At 47.6% G+C, this 22,919-nt stretch carries 13 protein-coding genes; 1 reads left to right on the plus strand and 12 read right to left on the minus strand.

Annotation, left to right across the window (positions count from 1 at the left end; all coding sequences use genetic code 11):
• Nucleotides 1-159: 159 nt before the first annotated feature.
• The 12 genes from KQY15_RS03260 to KQY15_RS03315 all read right to left on the minus strand — a co-directional run bounded on the left by KQY15_RS03260 (nt 160) and on the right by KQY15_RS03315 (nt 20,297).
• Entirely contained in the window at nt 160-2,091 is a 1,932-nt protein-coding gene (locus tag KQY15_RS03260) for a methyl-accepting chemotaxis protein (RefSeq protein WP_217667133.1), read from the minus strand.
• Nucleotides 2,092-2,225: 134 nt separating this feature from the next.
• Nucleotides 2,226-4,151, minus strand: coding sequence for a molecular chaperone HtpG (gene htpG / locus KQY15_RS03265; RefSeq protein WP_217667135.1), 1,926 nt, complete (start codon nt 4,149-4,151; stop codon nt 2,226-2,228).
• 119 nt (nt 4,152-4,270) lie between these two features.
• On the minus strand, nt 4,271-4,873 hold the full coding sequence (recR, locus tag KQY15_RS03270) for a recombination mediator RecR (protein WP_217667137.1): 603 nt from the start codon (nt 4,871-4,873) through the stop codon (nt 4,271-4,273).
• 19 nt (nt 4,874-4,892) lie between these two features.
• On the minus strand, nt 4,893-5,219 hold the full coding sequence (locus tag KQY15_RS03275) for a YbaB/EbfC family nucleoid-associated protein (protein WP_019674843.1): 327 nt from the start codon (nt 5,217-5,219) through the stop codon (nt 4,893-4,895).
• Between the two features lie 86 nt (nt 5,220-5,305).
• Nucleotides 5,306-7,432 carry a DNA polymerase III subunit gamma/tau gene (gene dnaX / locus KQY15_RS03280; RefSeq protein WP_217667139.1) on the minus strand — a complete coding sequence of 709 codons (2,127 nt, stop codon included), beginning with the start codon at nt 7,430-7,432 and terminating at the stop codon, nt 5,306-5,308.
• A 45-nt stretch (nt 7,433-7,477) separates the two neighbouring features.
• Nucleotides 7,478-8,026 (minus strand): adenine phosphoribosyltransferase, encoded by a 549-nt coding sequence (gene apt, locus KQY15_RS03285; RefSeq protein ID WP_217667141.1) that lies wholly within the window; start codon nt 8,024-8,026, stop codon nt 7,478-7,480.
• A gap of 307 nt (nt 8,027-8,333) precedes the next feature.
• Entirely contained in the window at nt 8,334-11,234 is a 2,901-nt protein-coding gene (locus KQY15_RS03290) for a TonB-dependent receptor domain-containing protein (RefSeq protein ID WP_217667146.1), read from the minus strand.
• Between the two features lie 238 nt (nt 11,235-11,472).
• Nucleotides 11,473-14,070, minus strand: a complete 2,598-nt coding sequence (locus KQY15_RS03295) for a B12-binding domain-containing radical SAM protein (protein WP_217667148.1) — start codon at nt 14,068-14,070, stop codon at nt 11,473-11,475.
• Nucleotides 14,071-14,200: 130 nt separating this feature from the next.
• Nucleotides 14,201-14,485, minus strand: coding sequence for a hypothetical protein (locus KQY15_RS03300; protein ID WP_217667150.1), 285 nt, complete (start codon nt 14,483-14,485; stop codon nt 14,201-14,203).
• Nucleotides 14,486-14,603: 118 nt separating this feature from the next.
• Entirely contained in the window at nt 14,604-16,535 is a 1,932-nt protein-coding gene (locus KQY15_RS19220; RefSeq protein ID WP_217667152.1) for an alpha/beta hydrolase family protein, read from the minus strand.
• A gap of 74 nt (nt 16,536-16,609) precedes the next feature.
• Nucleotides 16,610-17,572: a class I SAM-dependent methyltransferase gene (locus KQY15_RS03310; protein WP_217667154.1), complete on the minus strand. Its 963-nt coding sequence runs from the start codon at nt 17,570-17,572 to the stop codon at nt 16,610-16,612.
• 61 nt (nt 17,573-17,633) lie between these two features.
• Nucleotides 17,634-20,297: a TonB-dependent receptor plug domain-containing protein gene (locus KQY15_RS03315; protein WP_217667156.1), complete on the minus strand. Its 2,664-nt coding sequence runs from the start codon at nt 20,295-20,297 to the stop codon at nt 17,634-17,636.
• 546 nt (nt 20,298-20,843) lie between these two features.
• Between KQY15_RS03315 and dinG the strand changes: the two genes are divergently transcribed.
• Nucleotides 20,844-22,901, plus strand: coding sequence for an ATP-dependent DNA helicase DinG (gene dinG, locus KQY15_RS03320; protein WP_217667158.1), 2,058 nt, complete (start codon nt 20,844-20,846; stop codon nt 22,899-22,901).
• Nucleotides 22,902-22,919: the final 18 nt, after the last annotated feature.

The raw sequence follows: 22,919 nt of genomic DNA on the forward strand, positions 1-22,919 counted from the left end.
CGCCTGCCGAAACAAGAATTTTGTCTACTGGTGCTACCTGAGGTGGCGTATTTACTAGCCTTTAGTCGATAGCCTTGATTTCAGCAGTGTCTGACAGTGTTTATGCGTCAAAATGGCAGAAAGTAATGCTTTTCTGCCAGCTAAATCATGATATAACGACTAAAGTCTGAACCGGCGCACCAACTCCTGCAATTGCTCCGCCAGCTCTGACAAGGCATCACTGGCTTTGGCTGACTGCACAACATTCTCACTATTTTGCAGCGCAACATCACTTATCCGGTGTATGTTCTGATTAATGTCCCGCGACACTGTTGTTTGCTGCTCGGTGGCACTGGCTATCTGATGGGCAGTGCTACTGATCAGTTCTACCGCCTCACTTATCGCAAACAACGCCTGACCAGCACTTCCTGCACTGTCCGCAGTCACTTTGGCTGAGTGTTCGCTACTCTGATTGGCTTTTACTGCACGCTCTGTTCCGGTTTGTAGCTTATCAATCATTTGTTTTATTTCAGTGGTAGAGTCTTTCGTCCGGCTGGCCAACGTGCGCACTTCGTCCGCTACCACAGCAAAGCCGCGCCCACTTTCGCCGGCCCGCGCGGCTTCAATCGCTGCATTAAGAGCCAGTAAATTGGTTTGCTCGGCTATACTTTCAATTACTTGCAGGATACTGCCGATATGATCGCTGTCTTGTTTTAGTAAGTTTATGATCTCTGAGGCCTTGCCAACCTCTGCAGAAAGCTTTTTAAGATCAGCCAGCGTGGTACTGACTACTTGCTGGCCATGCGCCGTTTCCCGCTCAGCTGCCGTTGCTGCCTGTGCTGCTTGCTGAGTATTGCGTGAGACTTCTTCCAACGAGCTGGTCATCTGATTCATGGCCACAGCCGAACTATTAATCTCATTGTTTTGTTGCTCAATCCCAGTGCGGGTATGCTCATTAATTTTTGACAGCTCTGTTGCCGCAGAGGCAACCTGATCCGAATAGTCACCGACCTGGCCAATCATCTTACGCAGGTTTTGCTGCATACTGGCAATGGACGCCAGCAGGCTATCGCTGTCACCTGATTTAAGCATTATCTGTGCTGTCAAATCGCCCTCAGCAACCTTATGTACCGCTGCAGCGGCATATTCCGGCTCACCCCCAAGTAATCTGGTGACACTGCGAACCAGCATAATGCAGATCAGCGCAGCAATGATTAACACTACCAATGAAATAACTAACAATGTCCAGAACATTGCTTTTACATCGGTCAGAGCTTCAGCCTGGCGACTTTCAAGTACCAGCGACCAACCAAGCATCGGGATAAAGTTATAACTACCAAATACCTCAGTGGCAGCAGCATTCTGATACTGCCCCACCCCACTTTGTTTCGCCCTGGCTGCTACCGCTGCATCCGTACTTAGCTGTCCGGTTACCCCCGTTAACGAAGCGGCGGCGGTAATGGCTGCGCCGTCACTGTCCAGCAAGTAAATTTCAGTGTAGCTGTTATGACTTAGCTCATTTACCATCTCAAAAATTGTACTTAGCTGAACGGCGCCCCGCATTACTCCGACAACCTCGCCATTCTGGCGAATAGGAATGGCCACCGTACTTACTCTGGCACCAGTCGCCCGGGATACTATCGGTTGAGAAAAAGTATCCTGCCCGGCGATAGCCTGCTTAAACCAGGCCCTGTCAGCGACATTGAAATCCTGCGCCTCAGCAAAGGACAACACCCGGGCCTGACCGTTGGCATAGCTGACACCCGCGCGGCCCAGGCCATCAGGGCCCACCACAAAAATAGTGTCATAATAGCCCTGACTTTGTGCCATTGCCTGCAGCAAGCTGCTGCTAAGTGCTAAATCGCCCTGCTGAACCTGAGCAAGCCCGGCCAGATAGCGCATCTCCTCCTGGCGAACCAATAACCAGTTTGTAAATGCCTCAGCATTGGCACTACCGTTATTTTTTAAGTTGGTTAGAACAGCTTCCGTGCGGGTGTTTTTATATTCGATAAAAACCAGACTGGTCAGCACTACAATCGACAACAATATCAGCCCCACCATACTGGCAGTCAGTCTGACACCCAAGCTTAAGTTTCTCCAATTCGACACCATGATGCACTCCCGCTACACAACCGAATATTGGAAAAAGTATAGTTTGTAATCAGATAGATGCGAGGCAATATTTACAAATAGAAAAGCCCGCCAATGCAAAAGCACCTGGCGGGCTTAAAATTAATTGCAATACATTACTTTGCCAGAGACAATAATAAGTTATTTAGCCGCGTTACATAACTGGCCGGGTTCTTTAAACTGCCACGCTCAGCTAACAGCGCTTGTTCAAACAACACCTGGGCCCATTCGTTAAAGCGGGCATCGTCACTTTCATCAGCGATATGTTTTACCAGCTGATGCTCTGGGTTAAGTTCAAATATTGGCTTAACATCCGGCACCTTCTGCCCTACCGATTCCATCAACTTCATCATTTGGGTGCTCATATCGTGCTCATCAGTAACGACACAGGCCGGGCTGTCAGTTAAACGGTGGCTAACCTTCACTTCTTTTACTTCGTCACCAAGGGCCGTTTTGAAGCGCTCCAACACGCTGGCGAATGCTTCAGCAGTTTCCTGTTGTGCTTTCTTGGTTTCTTCATCATCCAGTTTGGATAAATCTAAGCCACCTTTTGCTACCGAACGCAGCTTTTTGTCACTGAATTCCGGTAAATGCTGGATCAGCCACTCGTCGATCCGGTCTGATAACAGCAGTACTTCAATGCCTTTTTTACGGAACACTTCCAGATGCGGGCTATGCTTGGCCGCCTGATAGCTATCAGCTACCACGTAGTAAATTTCTTCCTGGCCCTCTTTCATCCGGCTAACATAGTCCGCCAGAGACACATTCTGAGTTGCATCTTCATTATTAGTCGATGCAAAACGCAACAAGCCGGCAATTTGCTCTTTGTTGGCAAAGTCTTCTGCCGGGCCTTCTTTTAACACCTGGCCAAATTCATTCCAGAAAATCTGATACTGCTCAGGATCTTTTGCCAGTTTATCCAGCATTTTCAGGGTGCGGCTGGTACAGCCTTTGCGCAGGCTCTGGGTAACTTTGGTGTCCTGCAGGATTTCCCGCGAAACATTCAGTGGTAAATCGCTGGAATCCAGTACGCCTTTGATAAAACGCAGATAGCTTGGCATAAACTGCTCGGCGTCATCCATAATAAATACGCGTTGAACATAAAGTTTTAAGCCATGCTTCGCCTCGCGGTTCCACATATCAAACGGCGCTTTTTTAGGCACATAAAGTAAGCTGGTGTAATTGCTGCTACCTTCAACTTTATTATGGCTCCAGCTTAATGGTTCGCTCCAGTCGTGCGATATATGCTTATAAAACTCCTGATACTCGGGCTCAGTTATCTCAGATTTATCGCGGGTCCACAGTGCAGTGGCTTTGTTTACGGCCTGCCAGCTGCCCTCAGTTGCCGCTATTTTCTCGCCGTCTTCTTCCCGCTCCGGCGAGCCTTCCTGCCACATTTCTACCGGAATACTGATATGGTCAGAATACTTGGTAATAATACTTTCCACTTTCCAGCGGCTTAAAAACTCATCCTCACCTTCACGTAGATGCAAAATAATATCGGTGCCACGGCTGTCTTTGTTAATTGGTGCCAGCGTATACTCGCCCTCACCTGCAGACTCCCATTCTACTGCCTGCTCAGTGCCGGCTTTACGGGTTCGTACAGTCACTTTATCTGCAACGATAAAGGCAGAATAAAAGCCAACCCCAAACTGACCGATTAATTTTGAATCTTTGCTCTGGTCGCCAGATAACTGAGAGAAAAACTCTTTAGTACCTGATTTAGCAATAGTACCCAGGTGTGAAATAACTTCCTGCTCAGTCATACCGATACCGTTATCGCTGACAGTCAGGGTGCGGTTGGCTTCATCCAGGCTTATCCGAACCTTTAATTCACCATCATCTGCGTACAGGCTGGAGTCAGACAAGGCCAGAAAGCGCAGTTTGTCGGCGGCATCAGAGGCATTAGATACCAATTCACGCAGGAATATTTCTTTGTTGGAATACAGTGAATGGATCATCAGATTAAGAAGTTGTTTAACTTCTGCCTGAAAGCCATGAGTCTGCTTCTGTCCAGGGTTAGTGGCAGTATTATCACTCATTCTCGGGTCCTCGAACTTAGTTTTTACAGGATTTACCGGGCACGCTTGTACCCGTCAGTTGCCTGTTATATGGGGCAGCTGCTCACTAAATTCAAGTTATAAAAATGCCGGGTAAGCAATCAGAAAGTTTTACGACCGCTGAAGGCATGCGATAAGGTGGTACCGTCAATATACTCCAGCTCACCACCAACCGGCACACCCTGTGCTAAGCGGGTAACCGGGATCTGATATTTATGACACAGCTCTGCCAGATAAAATGCGGTAGCATCACCCTCTACCGTCGGATTTGTCGCCAGAATAACTTCACTGATCTGGCCTTTAGCCAGCTGCTTATCCAGCCGGTCCAGGCCAAGCTCAGCAGGGCCAACACCATCAAGTGGTGAAATGTAGCCCATCAGCACAAAATACAAACCATTAAACTGGCCGGTATGTTCAATTGCCAGTTGGTCTGATGCCGAGCCAACGATACACAGCGTGCCGGCCTGTTGTCGCTGCGGGTCAGCACATAACGCGCAAACGTCTGCTTCACAAAAAGTGCGGCAGCTCTGACAATGGCCCACCTTGTCCATGGCTCTGGTTAAGGCGGCGCCCAGCCGCACGCCGCCCTCCCGGTTGCGCTCCAGCAACTGAAACGCCATGCGCTGAGCCGATTTTGGACCCACACCGGGCAATACCCGCAACGCTTCAATTAATTGCTGAACTAATGGCGCAAGTTTGCTCATACTGCTGCTAATACCCGGATTAAAATGGTAACTTCATACCTGGTGGTAACTGCATACCGCCGGTAACTTTTGCCATTTGTTCTTTGTTATTATCCTCAACCCTTCTGACGGCATCATTTAATGCTGCAGCCACCAGATCTTCCAGCATCTCTTTATCATCAGCCAGTAAACTGTCATCAATTTCTACCCGACGTACATTGTGGCTGCCGGTCATGGTAATTTTTACCAGGCCAGCACCCGATTCACCCGTCACTTCCATGTTGGCAATTTCGGCCTGCACTTTCTGCATTTTCTCCTGCATGGCTTGCGCCTGCTTCATAATATTGCCCATACCGCCTTTAAACATAGCTCTATCTCTCTGTTAAAATTGTTTGCGCCACGATAATCAGTAGCGCTTTAAATTACAAGTTTACCGGCATTGGTAATACGCTGCTAGTTTACCTGCAGAGTATCTAACAACAAACTGGCATCAAATTGCTGCTGTAATAGTTGCACGTTCGGGTCTTCCTGCATCAGCCGGCTCACATAGTTTTTGCGCTCAAGCTCTATCCGCTGTTGAATAGCCAAAGGGCATTGTGGTACCTCATTGCTGTAGCTTATCTCCAGCTCAAGCTGCTGGTGTGTTGCTTCAGAAAGTAACTTAACCAACTGCATACGGAAATCAGAGTTATCCAGATGTTGCTGGCTTTGATTTACAACCAGTGTCAGCCGCTGCTGTTGCAGTTGCATGGCACTGTTTAGCAGAAACAACCTCATTAGCCCACCAACCGGCATTTTTTCAATTAACGCCGCCCAGCTATCAACTTCAGCGGCAAAGCGGATCGAAAAATTCTGCTCGTTAATTTCACCGTCAAAACCTTTTCCCGGTTCAATCTGCTGGTGGCTTTGCTGCCATAGCGAATCCAGCATTGCCAGGTTTGCTGCATCTTCCGGATAAAGCTGCTCAGTATCCGTCTCGGTGTCATCCGGATATTCCGGCATCAATTTGCTGGCCTGCTCCGACGCTCTGCCAGGCTGCACCGCATCAGGCTGCGCATCCGCTGCCAATTCGCTATCATCCGTGTGTTCTGCCGTTGCCACCGGACCAGCATTAGCCACCGGTGCTGGCCGGTGCTCAGGCTTTTTTGGCGGCGTAACTCCCGCATCCATCGCCAGGCCGCGACGTTTAATAATACTGGCTGTTAGTGGATCAATGCTCTCGGTATGCGCTGTTGCAGGCTTTGCAGTAGCTGATTCCGTATCAGAGCTCGCAGTGTCGGATGATTCCCGCTGCCCAGTTGGTTGAAAAACTGGCTGAACCACATTCTCTGGCCGGTTGCGCTGCTCTGCTGCTCCAGCTTCAGCCCCTGAAATGTGGCTCTCGTCTGTTGCAAAGGCGGGCACTGTTGTAGTTGGTATGTTTTGGATGGCACCTGACGCACTATCCCTGGTGCCGGAACCAGCAGATTGCTGAATGCCGCCAGTTTGAACTGCACCTGTCGCGGGTACAAAAGCCAGAGCGCGCAGTAACGCCATTTCCAAACCGGTTCGCTCATCCGGTGCATAGCTCAGTTCACGTTTACCGCTTATCAGCAACTGATAATACAACTGTAATGCTTCAGGCGTCTGGTTAGCTGCCAACATCGACACAAATTCCGGTTGCTCTGATAACTGCGCTGCGCCGGGTTCTAACTGGCTCAATGCCCCCTGGTGCAACAGGGTTAACATGTCATCCAACACCCTGCTGTAAGCACTGTGCTGGCTGATCAACGCCTGTAAGCCAGCCTGCATCGCCTGATAGTCTTGCTGAAGAATAGCCCCAAGAATGGTGCTGGCGAACTGCTGATCCAAAAAGCCAAGCATCGCCCGCACAGTTTCCAGTGTTAGCTGGCTGTTACTCTGAGCAATCGCCTGATCCGTTAAACTTAACGAATCGCGTACGCTGCCATTGGCAGCCCTTGCCAGTAACGACAGGGCCGCCGGCTCAAAATAGATTTGCTCTTCCGTCAGCACTCGCGCCAGATGCGCTGAAATCTGATCCTGGTTCAGTGCTTTTAAGCTAAATTGCAAACAACGCGACAATACCGTCACCGGCAGCTTTTGCGGATCGGTCGTTGCCAGCAGAAACTTAACATGTGGAGGTGGCTCTTCCAGGGTTTTTAGCAGGGCATTAAAACTGTGGCGGGACAACATGTGCACTTCATCTATCAGGTACACTTTAAAGCGACCACGACTTGGCGCATATTGCACGTTGTCTAATAAATCACGGGTGTCTTCAACTTTGGTGCGCGACGCGGCATCAATTTCGAGTAAATCAACAAAATTGCCGCCATCAATTTCCAGGCAGGCGCTGCAAACGCCACAAGGTGTGGCGGTAATGCCGGTTTCACAGTTTAAACTTTTGGCAAAAATCCGCGCTATCGTGGTTTTACCCACGCCACGGGTGCCGGTAAACAGGTAAGCATGGTGCAAACGGCTATTGTGCAGAGCATTACTAAGCGCTGTTTTTACATGGTCCTGGCCAACCAGTTCTGCAAACTGCTTTGGCCGCCATTTTCTTGCTAAAACCTGATAACTCATGCCACAGCCTGATAGGTAAGAGGATGTTCTGGTATCAGACTAAACTTATTCGCCGCTATACTCAACCAGACTCAGGATATTTAAACCTAAAGCCTCTAACCGACTAACACCACCAAGTTCAGGCAGCGCAATAACGAAAGCAGCGTGATCAACTGTACCGCCCAAACGACGGACTAACTGTACAGTAGCATCGATGGTACCGCCGGTTGCCAGTAAGTCATCAACCAGTAATACCTTGTCGCCTGCTTCTATTGCATCGGCGTGCAGTTCAAGCGCATCTTCGCCATACTCCAGGGTATAGCTTTGCGAAATCCGTTCGCGGGGTAGTTTGCCTGGCTTACGTACTGGCACAAACGGAATACCCAACGCATAGGATAATGGTGCGCCAAAAATAAAGCCGCGTGACTCAGTGCCAATGATTTTCTCGATACCCTTATCAGCGTAATAAGCCGCGAAAGCATCAATCACTTTTTTAAAGGCAGGGCCGTCCTGCATCAGGCTGGTTACATCCCGAAAGGTAATACCTGGTTTTGGGTAATCAGGTACCGTCTTAATTACGGCTTTTAAGTCAGAAGCGAGTTGATGCAAATTCATGGTGCTACCTATTTGGGTCTGACGACGTTGATCAGAACAGAAGTTGTACCCAGCGCACTATTGGCGCCAGACATAGCAAAGCAACAAAAAAGGCGACAAACGCCAGAAACTGCCAAAAATTAAATGAATCTTTAAAATTTTCGTCGGCCATCCAATCCACTCTTTGCTATTGAAGAACATTTTAAGGGCGCTAATGGTAATGAATTTACGCCGCTTTGAAAAGCGCCAAAGCGAATAATCCAAAAAGAAAAGCCCCGCAAAAGTGCGGGGCTTTCAATTTACAGCAAGGTACGCTGTAACAGACTTATCAGAACGTATAAGTCATATTAACGAAAGCACGACGGCCTAAATAATCCAGCTGCGATGCGAATAGCGGTACGTTACCCACTACGTTTGACGCTGCCGGGCTGGCTACCGGCGGCTGCTTATCAAACAGGTTGGCAACACCAACAGTCAGATCGATATGATCGCCGTACGTATAGCTGACAGACGCTGCGTGCAAAATATAGGTTGGCGTTTCAGCTAAGAAAGTAACCGGTGTTCCGCGATAAGTAGTGCGGTTCTCATTAGCATACAAATGGTAATTTGATGTCTTGCTGAAATAACTGATGTTCCAGTTAAACTGCCAGTCATCACGCGTTAACGTGGTAGATAACGTACCAACATGCTTCGGATTACCTACCCGCTTAATATAGAACAGGCGGTCACTGTCAGAGAATTGCTGGAATGAACGCTCAATCTGGTTGGTATGGTTCAACACCATCCGTAAATCACCGAATGAGAAGGTATCCTGGTAGGTGAATTTAAAGTCAACACCGCGCACTTTCTGCTCAGAGGTGTTCAGGTAGCCACCACGAACCTCGTCAACACCCCAGTCACCATCAGTACCGTCGCGACGGTCAATCTGGTTACAGAATGGTTCATTTGCAAAGTTTTCAGAGGTGTAGCACTGGCTTAGTACCGCAGCACCGCTAACACTTGAAACCTGATCACTGATGGTGACATCGTAGTAATCAACTGACGCACCAAAGGTGTTTTCCGGGCTGACAAAGGTTAAACCAATACCTTTAGAAACCGAAGTTTCTGCTTCCAGCACGCCTGCTCCACCACCGGTAACAGAAGTCATCGAGCCACCAACACCGGCAATATAGGTTTCAGGAATACCAGCAGCCGCACAGTTTTCACGGATCCGCGGGTTAGTTGACTCAATCCAGTTAACACACGGATCTGAAGTCTGGCCCAGGAAGCCTGTCTGATTATCCAGGTACAGTTCAAACAGCGCCGGGGCACGGAAAGACGTACCACGGGAAGCGCGCAGTTGGAAACCATGGCCGATAACCCAGCTTGCCGCTACTTTATAGGTTGTGTCGCTTCCGTAGGTATTTACATCGGTCCAGCGACCAGACGCAGTAAGATCAAGGGATTCAACCAGTGGTAAATCGCGCAATAATGGTACTTTGGTTTCTGCATATACTGCTTTAGTATTGGCACTACCAGCGGTAATACCGGCGCTGCTTAAGCCCCATGAGTTACCCCGGCGGGTTTCAACACCCGGCGTATCGTTAATCATATCTGACTGATAAGCCGCACCGACTACCGCACCTACCATACCTGCCGGCAATTCGAACAAGTCGCCGGTAATATAAGCATCAACGGTATCTTGTTTGTAAATGGTTTTACCAATATCACGGCCAAACAAGAATCCACGTACTTCGTCGCTGAACTGGCCATTGATATGCTCAGGGGTAAACCAGTTAACCTGCACACAGTCACGACCGGTTAACGGCGTTTGTTCGCCGGCACAGGGACCACCCAGTATCGCATTTTGGGCCATCAGCATTGAATCACGAATAATAATATCCTGCTCATACTGACCGCTATTATGTGTACGCTGGAACGAGGCATCCCAGAACCAGTCGCCAATCATACCTTCGGCGCCGATAACTGCCCGGGTATAATCGATGGTTGTTTCGCTGCTGTAATGATCTGTTAGTGCAACCGGCAATACCCGGGTCGTGCCTTCCCAGCCTGGTGCCAGACCAATCGGCACATAACCGATATCCGCGGTCCAGAACTGACGGGCGCTATCAATTTCTGTTTTACGGCGACTATGTAAAAATTCACCATAAACAGAAATGTCGTCAGTTAAATCATAATCACCCTGGAAAAACACTGAGCTGACTGCAGATTCCGGGATCATGGTTTGCTTTAAACGAAACGGATGTAAGCCATCTAACCAGCCGTCAGTGTCAGCGTTATGGCCAGCCCAGTACCAGCCATCAGGGTGCTGGGTTACTGTGGTATTGGTTTCACTTACGCCCGGGAAGCCAAAATTAGTGTAGTCATATTGAAACCGACCACCGTTTAAATTGAATAAGCCCGGGCCTGAGTCGGTACAATGATAATTGCCGGTGCGAGGATCAATCGGGTCTACCCGTTCGCCAGTAGTGGCATCAAATAATAACCGTTCCTGACAATCAAAGAATTCACGGTCTCCACGTTTTAATCCGGTATTGACGTTGTAATCGGCCACTACCCGCCATGAACCACGATCGAAGGTGTTACCGTAGGTTCCATTAATACGGTAGGTTTCGCCACCTGCCTCAAATGGCTTGCTGCCGCTAACGTTAATACTGGCATCATCGCCTTTTTTGGTAATAATGTTAATTACCCCGGCTACAGCGTCAGACCCATACAGTGATGATGCACCATCTTTTAAAATTTCAACCCGGTCAATGGCAGACACCGGCAATGCGTTCATATCAAACGCAGATACGGTACCACGGGTACCGGCAGGACCAGCACGACGGCCATTTAACAACACCAGTGTACGGTTTGCTCCTAAGCCACGCATTGAAATTGATTCAGCACCTGCACCACCGTTAGTAACAAAACCAACCGAGTAGGCAGAAATTAACTGATCTGAACCTGCTGCAACAGTTGAGGTACGCAGTAATTCACCCAGGGTGTTAAGGCCCTGATCTTTGGCGATATCAGCACTGATAATTTCCAGTGGCGTAGCACTGTCAATACCATCAGTACGAATACGGGAACCTACCACCTGAATGCGTTCGGTTTTTTCCGTTTTTGCTTCTTCTTCTTCAGTTTCAGTCTGGGCTGAAACGGCTCCGGCTGCCAACATGCTTGATGCAGCACCGAAAGCAAAAGCCAGGCGCACGGCTTTGCTTAATTTGCTATTTGTGAACATTTTGATCTCCCTGGACCGCTCTTCATGAAAGCGATTCTTATTTTAATTGCTCCGGGACTATACCCTTTCAGATAAGGCCGGCTTAAAAAATACAGACAGCCGCAGCTGTCAGTATTCAGACCTAATATGCATACCGATTAAGCAGTGGTCAATAACAGGTGCCGCTATTCGTCGCAAATTCAGGTAGATAAACTTATTGGCCCTAATAATGTGCTTAAAACACTTTAGGGCCAACATGTCACGCAGCTGCAAAGTCTGAAACAGATTTTGGCCGTGATACGGCTGAATGGAGTTCCCAGAAAAACTGATGGGTATCGTATTGCAGGTAGTTCATATCAACACTGACCATCGAATTAGGATCAGCCACCTCAAATGTTGCCGGCGGGTAACTGGCCAACGGCTTTTGCAGCTGTTTATATTCTTTAAAGTAACGTTTAAAGTCATGCTGCAATTGCGCTGTCAGGGGGTAACTCAGGCTATCGTCAGGCATGGACAATAAGTTAACCCGGAATACTGTCGCCAGTGCTGAGCTATCTGATAGCTGGTAGTGCTGCTCGATAAACATGGCTATTTGCTGATAAAAACCGGCCCAGCCACCTGGCATGGTTTTATCATTGTTAAAAAACCGCACCGCCCAGCTTATCTGCGGAAAACGATTTGGGTCATCAGTTACCTGCCGTAACAGATCCCGCAAAAACGTGATGGCACTGATACCATGTTCCCATTGCAGATAACGCATAATATAGCGCAGCAATGAGTAACCGTCTGCCATAACATACATCTGATACATGGCTTTCATTTCGGCTAAATCCTGTTCGGTATAGCTGAAGCTGGAAATCAGAAAGTTATTTTCATCAACCTTAATCTGATGCTTCTCGATATAGGCGGGATCAGCCATCGGGCTGTTTGGTAACAACTGGGTTGGATAAGCCTTAACCGATACGTCCATATCAATGTAACGCTGTAAATCATTATCAAATGCGGCTACCGTAATGCCGGGTAAGCCTATCATCAGGTCGGTCGACAACGGTAACTTCAAGTCATCAAAAATCTGAGTTAACTCATCATAACGTTCGGTGCGGATATTTTTACGGTTAATGACGTCAAGTGTATCTTCATCCGTTGTCTGAATAGAGATAATACCCTGACTGATAATACCGCCATCAGTGAAAATTTTAATGATCTCAACTAATTTCAACGTTGAGTTTTTAGTGTAATTAACTACCACCTCATGCGGAAAGCCGAATTGTTGCTTCACCGCGACAATATGTCTGGCAATATCAATATCACGTTCATACATGCCAAAATTAGCATCGGCTATCCACATTACTTTAATGTTGTTCTGGCCAATCCAGTCAATTTCCTGCCTAACCCGCTCCATGTCAAATTTACGTACTTTCTGGTTAGTTGCCGAGCCCCAGTCGCAAAAAGTGCAGCCATAAGGGCAGCCACGATTTGTCTCAATAATTGCCGCTTCCACCCTGCCGCCGTAGCCATCAAAATAACCGGATAAATAAGGTGAAGGGATAACATCAACCTCTTTCATCCGGGTACGACCGGCTGTATGCACTATGCTCTGGCTCAGGGCGTTTCGAAAACTAATGCCGGTTACGTTGGTCAGCGCAAATTCGTCAAAACCCAGGGCACCGTTATCATTTTTCGAAATTGTTTCAAAGATCTCGGCTATCGCCACTTCACCTTCGCCATGCACTGAAATATCAACCGAGCGGTGGCGCTGCATGAAATCTTTACAAGCCTGTGGATAATCCGGTGTACTGGGGCCACCGTGTATCGTCAGGTTGGTGCTATTGTGTTGCTTCACTGTCTGGCTGATTTGCAGGTTTAAATCTACCGACCACATATAATTTGAAAACAACCAGACTCCGGGGCCAAACTTGCGGTACGGACCATTTAGTAAGTCATTGGGATTTAGAAAATTAATGGGAATGAGCACAAACCGCTGCAGTAAAACGCCATCCTGATAGTGCTGTAACGCACTGAATAACACCCCCAGCGCTAATGGCAGATGATTCTCCATATGCGGCACAAAATAGACCGGGATCCGGCCATCCGCGTCAAGTTGCTGCCAGCTGGTGGCTACGCCTGGTTTTGACGCTGCAGGTTTAAAAACCGGAATATCATCAACATTACTATGCACTATACGTTTTTGCCGTAGCAATAAACCCTGCTCGTAAAGCTTTGTTATTATCTGTTCTGGCTGCCCAACGCTGTCGAAAAAATCAGTTTTAGCAGCAACGACTTCTGCTTGCTTTTTGCCATCAGCAAAAGCTAATAACAGTAACAGGCTGGCTACCGGCAAACTAATATACTGTTGATGTTGGGCTGACCAGGCAGCAAAGCCTTCTGGTGTAATTATTGCGGCAAAATGAATGCTGACACAAAGTGCCTCAGGGATTTCTGTCTTCTGCTCAGCGGCTGACAGCTCTGATACCAGCTCACCGGGCATCAGCTTTGCCACACTAAGCCAACAGTTACCATTTGGATTGTTACCAGGTTCGTTAACTAAAATACCAGCCTGCTGCAATTGCCGGATACGATTAAATACAGCCTCTGCTTTTATCTGAGGCACTTTTTTCTGGACAACAGCATCACTTACAAAGGCATGACACACCGATACTTTGTCGTGATTATCAATAAACAACGCCAGCAACAGCAGGTCCAGCTCATGTACCAAAAACGGCTTTGCCACACCGGATATCTGGCTGAGCATTAGCTGACCGCCACGCTGCATAATTATAAATTGGTCATTAAGATACAAATCGTCTGCTCCGGCAAATTCAACTATGTCATTCAGGCTTAACCGACAATCTACCATTTAATGTAGTCAGTTTCAGCAGTATTACTTTTGTCTGGAGATTTTTAATGACACTTCTTTTGAACAGGCATAAAAAAACCACTGTAACAGTGGTTTCTTAACTGGCCTGAGTGATTAGCGCGTCTGATTATCAGCCACCCGGTGGAGGTGTGACTAATGAACCCTGAGCCCGCTCAAGTTCAGTGCGCGCCTGAGCACGGTCAGCCTCAACCTGCTCAACGGTGCGGCAATTACGCCGGCCAATGTTGCTGCCTGTTGCACGCTCATTGCGACAAATATGAGTTACTTTGTCATTTTCATCAACAACTTCAAACTCAAAGTTACGCGACGCACGATTGTCAGACACATCAGATGTACTTGCACAGCCTACTATCAGTAAGCTGGCAAGACTTAGCGCTACTAATTTAATTTTCAACCTGCTCTCTCCTTGCTTTTTCAACCTGAAGATTAAACATTATCGGAACATGTCACAAAGTGCAAACCTTTAATGTTAAAACTTGTTACGCATAGCTAACCATTTGAATACCAGAAAGTTAGTTTGGCTTACCGATATGCTTGTCAAAAAATTCCACCATTTTTGAGTACAACTCTACGCGGTGGTCCACTTTAAAAAAGCCATGGCCATCTTCTTTTACTAACCACTCATATGGCTTGCCAATGTCATCCAGCGCTTTTTTCAAGTTATTAGCATGGACAATTGGCACCCTTACATCTTTTGAGCCATGGACAATAAACAGTTCAGCCTTGATTTTATCGACGTGATGTACCGGCGAAATTGAACGCATATAGTCGTCACCTTCACCTACGTGGGAGGTTATATACTGCTCTATAGTAGGCGAACGACTGGCATCAGAGCCGTCACCATCAAAGAACAACGGCATATCATAAACACCGACGTAGCCGACACTGCATTTGTATAAATCCGGCTCTTTAATCACACCCCACAGCGCAGCGTAACCACCATAACTACCGCCAAAAATACAGATACGTTCTTTATCAGCAATGCCCTGCTCAATCGCCCATAAGGTGCCGTCAGTTACGTCATCCTGCATTGCATGGCCCCACTGTAAACGGCCTGCCCGCTGAAAGTCATCGCCATAGCCACCAGAACCGCGGAAGTTTATCTGCAGTACAGCATAGCCGCGGCTTGCCAGAAACTGGACATCGCTATTAAAGCCCCAACTATCAAAAGGACCAAAAGGACCGCCGTGAACATTGACAATTAACGGCAGGTTTTTTGCACCGTCTGATGGCAGTGTCAGCAAGCCGCGAATAGTTTTGCCATCACGCGCTTTAAAACTAATTTGCTGCATAGGTTGCAGTTGATCTTTTTGCAGCTTACCCAGTGCAGATGCCAGATAACGTGCCTGGCCATTCTCAGTATCGTATAAATAAAACTCGCCAGGATTAACATCGCTGCTTACCCGAAACAATGCTGTTTTGCCGGCCCGGTCAAAAGAAGTAATCGACACTGCCTGGTCTGGAAACGCTGCTTGTAACCCGGCCAGCAGTTTAGCGTCCCGGTGCTCACGATTAATAAACTCCACCTCGTTGTTGGTGGTCATATAACTTACTGCCAGCACATCACCATTATGGCTATGATAGGCGCGGCCAACATCAGAAAAAGCATGCCTGGCAATCAGGCTAACCTCAGAGGTGTTAAAGTCATATACAAATACGCCGGCGACATCGTCTTCCGCCATATCATGGTTCGATGAAAAATAGGCCCGGCTGTTGTCAGCTGAAAACCCTAACGGCCTTACCTGAGGATTAGCCCGCTTTGAAGGTAAATCAAGCTTTTGCCAGCTATCATTTTTTTTGTAGTGAATAACGGTTTTATTTTCATCAAAGGTGTCACCCTCAATGTATTCAATACCGATACGAATCGCGCCGCTATTGTCGGCAATTAAACCAGCAATCACACCTTGTGGCTGGTCATCCAGATAGCGCTCTTTCGCCCGGTTAATATCAATAGTAAAGGCCCGCATGCCATTACGCTCAGCATAGTGACGCTTTCCAATCAGGATCCGGTCAGGCTGGTCTGGCAATAAATGCAGTATAGTGTAGCCAGACATGCCGGTGCGAAATAACTCTAACCGTCGGGTGCCATCAATATTGGCTGCATACAGGTTCACCGGAGTGCCATACATATTTACCAGGTTTCCGGTTACTTCAGCCACCTCCATTAACACCCGGCTTTTATTACCCCAATGAAAATTAACCACATGCATATTCTCGCCAAAGGCAAAACTGGACGTTACCGCCATATTGCTTAACTTCATAACTGCCAGTTTAACTTCAGTATCTTCCTGATAGGTAAACGCAATATGCTTACCATCGGGCGATATTTTCATATTGTTAAATTTGGCATGCTCGAAGAAATGCCGCACCGGAATTAACTCGTTTGCCGCAACGGGCATACCAGCGAGGACCACGATAAAAAAAACAGCTAAAAACCTTTTCACACTACACTCCTGTATTTATTTTCCTGAATAATACTACACATAGATTCTGACGATAACTGCAAAATCATTACAATTTATTTCTTAATTTTTAATATCCAGCCAAATAGCTGCTCGTCAATTTTAAACTCAATCAGCGTAAAATTAACTGCCAGGGCAGATAGGTACTGTCTGAATTCCTCCGCAGCAGAAACCGACATTGATGCTTGCTGCTGGTCAGCTAAACGCTGCTGAAATGCAGTTAAATTTCGCTGTTCAGCATCCAGCTTGCTTATACTGGCTTCTGAAAAGTTAATAATCAGCTTTGCCACTCTGGCCATTACATCGCTGTACCAGTGCATATCCGTATCAGTTACTGTAAGTTTTATTTGCTGAGCAATCGCTAACAGCGCGTGATTTGCCCGCTGCACATTATCCGCTAACTCTGGTTTCTCAGGCATTTGCCTTTGCTCAGCCATACAGGTTAATAACGTGCGTGCCGCCTGAAAAAAGGCGGTGTTTTGTAAAAACCCGGTCAGGATCGCCAAACCTGCCGCACTGTCTCTGGCAATTTCCGACCCGGAATGATGCATAATAGCGGTAAAGAGCCCTGCCGGTTTTAGGATCCGCAGACATTCAGCCAGCGCCGGTTTGCGCTCGGCATATTCAAATGCAAACTGACTGGTAACCAGCTCAACCGATAAGTCTGCAAACGGCAGTTGTTCTGTCTTACATTCAGGGTAAAACTGAATAGTCTTTAACAAGCCTGCAATTTCCGGATTGGCCGTAAACGCTTGCTGTGGATTAATCTGCGCTGCGTCGGTACCAAAAATGGTGTAATTGCATTGCTTTTTATCAGAGTATCGTCTGGCAGCAACCGCAATAGCGCCGTTGCCGGTTCCGATGTCAACTACTGTAGCGTTAGCCGGTAACAACGCAAAGCAGCTGTTCCAGAACGCTAATAACTCGCCGTTGTAACCACTGGCGGCTTCTCCCTCACCGAAGCTGTTCAGACTGTTGCTTGCCTGCCAGTAACTGTCCCAATGCGTCGTTGATTTCATTATATTTTTCCAAAAAAAAAGGCAGGGGTTAGCCTGCCTTTATTATTAACTTGCTAACTTATCAGAAGCTCTGAGTGTACCGGATGTAAGTGATACGACCGAAAGCGTTGTATAAGTTGAAGTTGTAGTCACGAGAACCACGTGCCGCAACTGAAGTACCGAACTGTGGAATCTTTTCAAAGGCGTTCTGGGCGCCGATTGAAATTTTACCGTTCCATGGAGCACTGTAAGTTAATTGCAGGTCATGGGTAGTCCAGGTGCCGATATGACCTGCCTGCACACCACCAGTGTTAGTGTTGTACTGAGAACCGATCATGTTGATGTTCCACGCGAAGTCGAAATCACCAATTACGTACTGGTTGTTCAGGTTAATCCGCTGTTGTGGTAAACCTGGGTCTTCCACTAAATTACGGCCACCGTCAGTAGAGTAATCAAGGATGTGAGACACATACAGGTTAGTGATAAACCGGCCAGCATTACCGAAATCAAAGTTTGTACGGACATTTAAGTCCACACCTGAAGTTTCCAGAGTACCTTCGTTACCGAAACCAGCATCGATCCGGGTGATAACACCAGCAGCATCACGAGTTACACCTAAACCTGGAGGCGGAGTCCGACCTTCATTTTCAAAGTTAACCAGATCCTGAGACGTGAATGAACGGATCCGATCTTCAATCTCGATGTTGTAGTAATCGGCCTTGATGAAGAACCAGTCATCAAGCTGATATGCTGCACCGAACGCATACTGAGTTGACGACTCAGAGCTTAAGCCCGGGTTAGCGATGTAGTAAGCGTTGATCTGACACGGGTCATCCGGGTCACCAGTAAGCGCTTCACACGTTCTGGCGTCACCAACTGAATCAGCTGAGAATGATGTAGCCTGAGTTAAGATATCCAGTGACGGAGCACGGAAACCTAAACCGTAAGAGGCACGTAACAGCAAGCCTTCGGCTGCTTCATAACGTAAACCGATTTTTGGTGAGAAATCTGAACCGTAATCAGAGTAGTTATCGAAACGACCTGCTAATGACACTTCTAAATCATCAGTAGCTGGTAATAATGCTTCAAAGTACGCTGCGTTTACTGAACGATCACCACCAGCAGAACTACCTGACGAACCACCAACTAAACCGGCAGCAGATTGTGAGTCGTATTTGTCTGAATAAACTTCTTCACGGCGCTCAAAACCAACTGAACCCTGAGCAATACCACCGGCCATTTCAAATAAATCGAAAGACGCACTACCGTAGTACTCATTGATATCAAACTGTGATTTACGGGCAGTGGTTACTACACCAGCCTGTAAAACGTTTGATGGGTTTGAACCTGGGTTCTGAATGTCATAACCAAAACGACAAGCAGTAGGGTTGAAAGAACCATCATCACAGTAACCAGGGTTAAAGTTATTAACGTTACCCCAGGCAGTTGATGCAGCCAGGTAGCCATCACCTAAGCCAACAGTTTGGTTACGAACACGACGGGCACCGAAATCGATATCAATTTCACCAATCCGGCCCATAGATCCAATCAGGAAATCAACGTTTTCGTTGTCGATAGTGTTGTCACGGTTACCCATGGCAGCAAAACGGTGGTAGAAGAATACTTCTTCGTTTGCACCGACAAACGCAGGATCATATGCAACCGCATTTGGGTTGTTTGCATCATACATCCACGCATCTGGGTTGGTTGGGTTATTGTAGCTGTCAGCTGGAGTAGCCAGACCAGCGTAAAAAATGTTTGAGTCCGGAGCTGGCGCATAACGGCCGAAAGAAGACGTTTTAGCAACACTGGCGTTTGCATACAATGACCAGTCATCATTAATTTGATGATTTAACTTAACAAACAGCGACTCGTTGCCGATTGATGCTTCGTTAGCGTTAGTCGCGTTAAAGTTAAACTGGCAACGCTCTCTACCAGCGATAGGGCCAGGAATAAAGTTTTCTTCATTACAGCCGCCAGGTACGGCGCTGAATACAGCAGCACTGGCCGGACGCCAGTTATTACCATAAATAGAGCTGCCTGGCTGAACCCATGGGAACGCGTTTTCGAAAATAATGTCACGTTTGTTCCATGAAACACCACCGATTACCTGAGTAGTGTCGTTAGCAGATCCAAATACTACTGAACCATTTTCACGCTCGCCGCCTTCACGCGGAATGCTTACTTCTGCGGCACCAACACTCAGTTCCACACCGCTGAAGTCTTTACGGGTAATAACGTTGATTACACCACCGATTGCGTCTGAACCGTAAACTGCTGATGCACCATCAGACAGAATTTCGATACGCTCAACGGCCGCCATCGGGATAGAGTTTAAATCCTGTGATGAACCGGTTGAAGGAGACATAGTTAAACGACGGCCATCTACCAGAACCAGAGTACGGCTTGCACCCAGACCACGCATGTTAACCTGGCTAACACCCTGAGCAGAGCTACCTGATTGTGGACGGAACGAACCGGCACTGTTAAAGGTGGTGTTACGAATTAAGTCAGCTACAGAAATCTCACCTGATAACTCGATGGCCTCACGGTCAATAACGGTTACAGGCAGAGCACCTTCTAAATCAGTACGCTTAATACGTGAACCGGTAACTTCGATCCGCTCAACCTTAGCCGATTCATCTTCTTCCGCTGCAGTTACTGACGCAGTGAAAGCGGTTGCTGAAGCCGCGCCAAAGGCGATAGCTAAGCGCACAGCTTTATTTAATTTATTATTTGTATACATGTATTTCTCCCTGGACCACTATCTCGCTAGTGATTCTATTTTTTAACAGTTACCAATCTTTAAAGGCAATTGGCACTCCATTTATCTCGGATATTCTCCGATTTGTCGCTTCCTGATAATAAACGGTATTTTTCGGTAGGGTCAACAGCTTTTATTGAACAATTTCGCCTGATAACTGTCCGCCAGTTGTTTTGAACATAATTCAGACGATTTGAACTTCACCCCTTTTTTACCCCAAAATGGCACTAATCCCTGTTAAATGTGACTTAAAGCTGCCAAAAATGGCCCACAGAAGCAATAAAACCGGTATTTTGCGACAGAGCATGGCGTATAACCTCCTTTAATTTGTAATTTATTATTTACACTAAGACCATTTTAAAAAAACGTCATTTTAAATGCCTGTCGAACTAAATTGGTGATCTCGTGCTTAGTCGGGTCATTCTGCGGTATCTAGTGTCGTATTTAGCGTTATAAGCGCTTTGCTAAATCAATATTTGCTGGGTAGAATTAACAAACTGTACGTCTATACAGGCAATATGAGCCCTTATGTCAACTGAACCCATGCTTAGTGAAAAGCTGAAGCAACAAATTCGTGATGCGCAGCAGCAGTTAAAAGCCGCTTTACCTAATTACCATAACCGGCCGGGCCAGAATAAACTTATTGCAGAAATGGCCAACATTGTCGCCGGCCAGTATCACCGGCACGACCGCATAGGTTTAATTGAAGCAGGCACAGGTACGGGCAAATCACTGGCTTATTTACTTGCAACTTTACCCGTTGCGCTGGCCCGCCAGAAAACCCTGGTAATTGCCACGGCGACAGTAGCCTTACAGGAACAGCTGATTAATAAAGACATTCCTTTTTTCCGGCAGCACAGCGCTATTGAGTTTGAATATAATCTGGTAAAAGGCCGCTCCCGCTATGCCTGTATCGAGCGTTTAAAACATCAGCTGGTGCAACCGGATCTACTGACCAGTGCCGAACGAAGCCAGTCAGCATTGCTGGAGACCCTTTATGAGTCCTGGCAAAAACGCCAGTGGCTGGGCGATAAAGACACCCTGCCCGCAGTGATAGACGACGTGCTGTGGCAGAGTATCAGCGCTGACCCATATCATTGCAGTAAAAATGATAAACGGCATCATCATTGCCCGTTTCATCTTGCCCGGGCAGAAATAGCTGACGCTCAGGTACTGGTGGTAAACCATAGTCTGCTGCTGGCTGATTTAGCCGCAGGTAATGCTATTTTGCCACCACCGGAAGAGTGTATTTATGTCATTGACGAGGCGCATCATCTGCCTGCTTGCGGCCGCGATTACTTCGCTGGTTTTGCCCAGCTCAGTCAGCCTCAGCTATGGCTGGATAAACTTGGCTTGCTGGCCAATCAGTTAATTCAGAGCCTGCCTGAAACCAGCTTAAAAGATTTATTGAAACTGGACGATTATCGTAACGAGTTGCTCAGCCTGCTAAAACCGATTGAGCGCAGCCTCAGTGAATGGCAAGCCCGCTGGTTCAGTACGCCCGAGCAGACAGATCACCGCTTTGAGCACGCTGCCCTGCCCAAATTGTGGCAGCAGCAAGCTGAAGCTATTGCCAATTGTGCTCAGAAAACCCTGGCCCTGCTGGATAAGATCAGTACCGCAGTTGCGGATGTCGCGATAACACCGGCAAAACGGAAAAGCCAGAGTAAATTGCTGCAGGAGCTAAGCCAGCTGGCGCAAAAGCTGGAGCAACAGCAAACGCTCTGGCAATTATATGCTCAGCCCCAGCCAGAGCCAGCTTTTCAGGCCCGCTGGGTGGTAAGGGACAACCAACAACAAGTTACAGCCCATGCCTGCCCGCTTAGTGTCGCCAATACGCTGGAGCAGCTGCTGTTCTCGCAGGCGTATGCCTGTATTTTGTGCTCAGCTACCCTTACTGTGTTAAATTCGTTTGACCATATAAAGTATGAACTAGGGCTGATGGCTCACCCCGGACTGCAAACCCTGCGGGTTGACTCGCCGTTTGCATACCAGCAAAACGGGGTCATTGTTTTACCCAAAATGCATAACGAGCCCACAGCCAGTGGTTACACAGAAGAGCTGATAAGTTTGTTGCCCCATTACTTGCCGAAACAACAGGGTAGCCTGGTGTTGTTTGCCTCGTATTGGCAAATGCAGCAGGTCGCTGAGGCACTCAGAAAGCAAGGAATGTCATTACTGGTGCAAGGCGAAGCATCGCGCCAGTCACTGCTAAGTCTGCATCAGCATCAATGCCAGCATAGCAAAACCAGTATTCTGTTTGGTACGCAGAGCTTCTCCGAAGGGCTGGATTTACCTGGCAAGTTGTTAACCAATCTGGTTATAACCAAGCTACCTTTTGCCGTACCAACGTCGCCGCTGGAGGCTGCAATGAGTGAAGCTGTGAGCCGCAAGGGCGGTAACCCTTTTGTACAACTGGCAATCCCGGCAACGGCGAGGAAACTGGTGCAGGCTTGTGGTAGACTGCTGCGCCAGGAGCAGGATCAGGGCCGCATCGTTATCCTTGACCGGCGTCTGGTAACTAAATCATATGGCAAGGCAATGTTAGATAGCCTGCCTCCTTTTCAACGCCAGATTGACTACTGACAATTGTAAGCATCAACA

The organism is Arsukibacterium indicum (assembly GCF_019100565.1).
In the GTDB taxonomy this organism is placed as follows: domain Bacteria; phylum Pseudomonadota; class Gammaproteobacteria; order Enterobacterales; family Alteromonadaceae; genus Alishewanella; species Alishewanella indicum.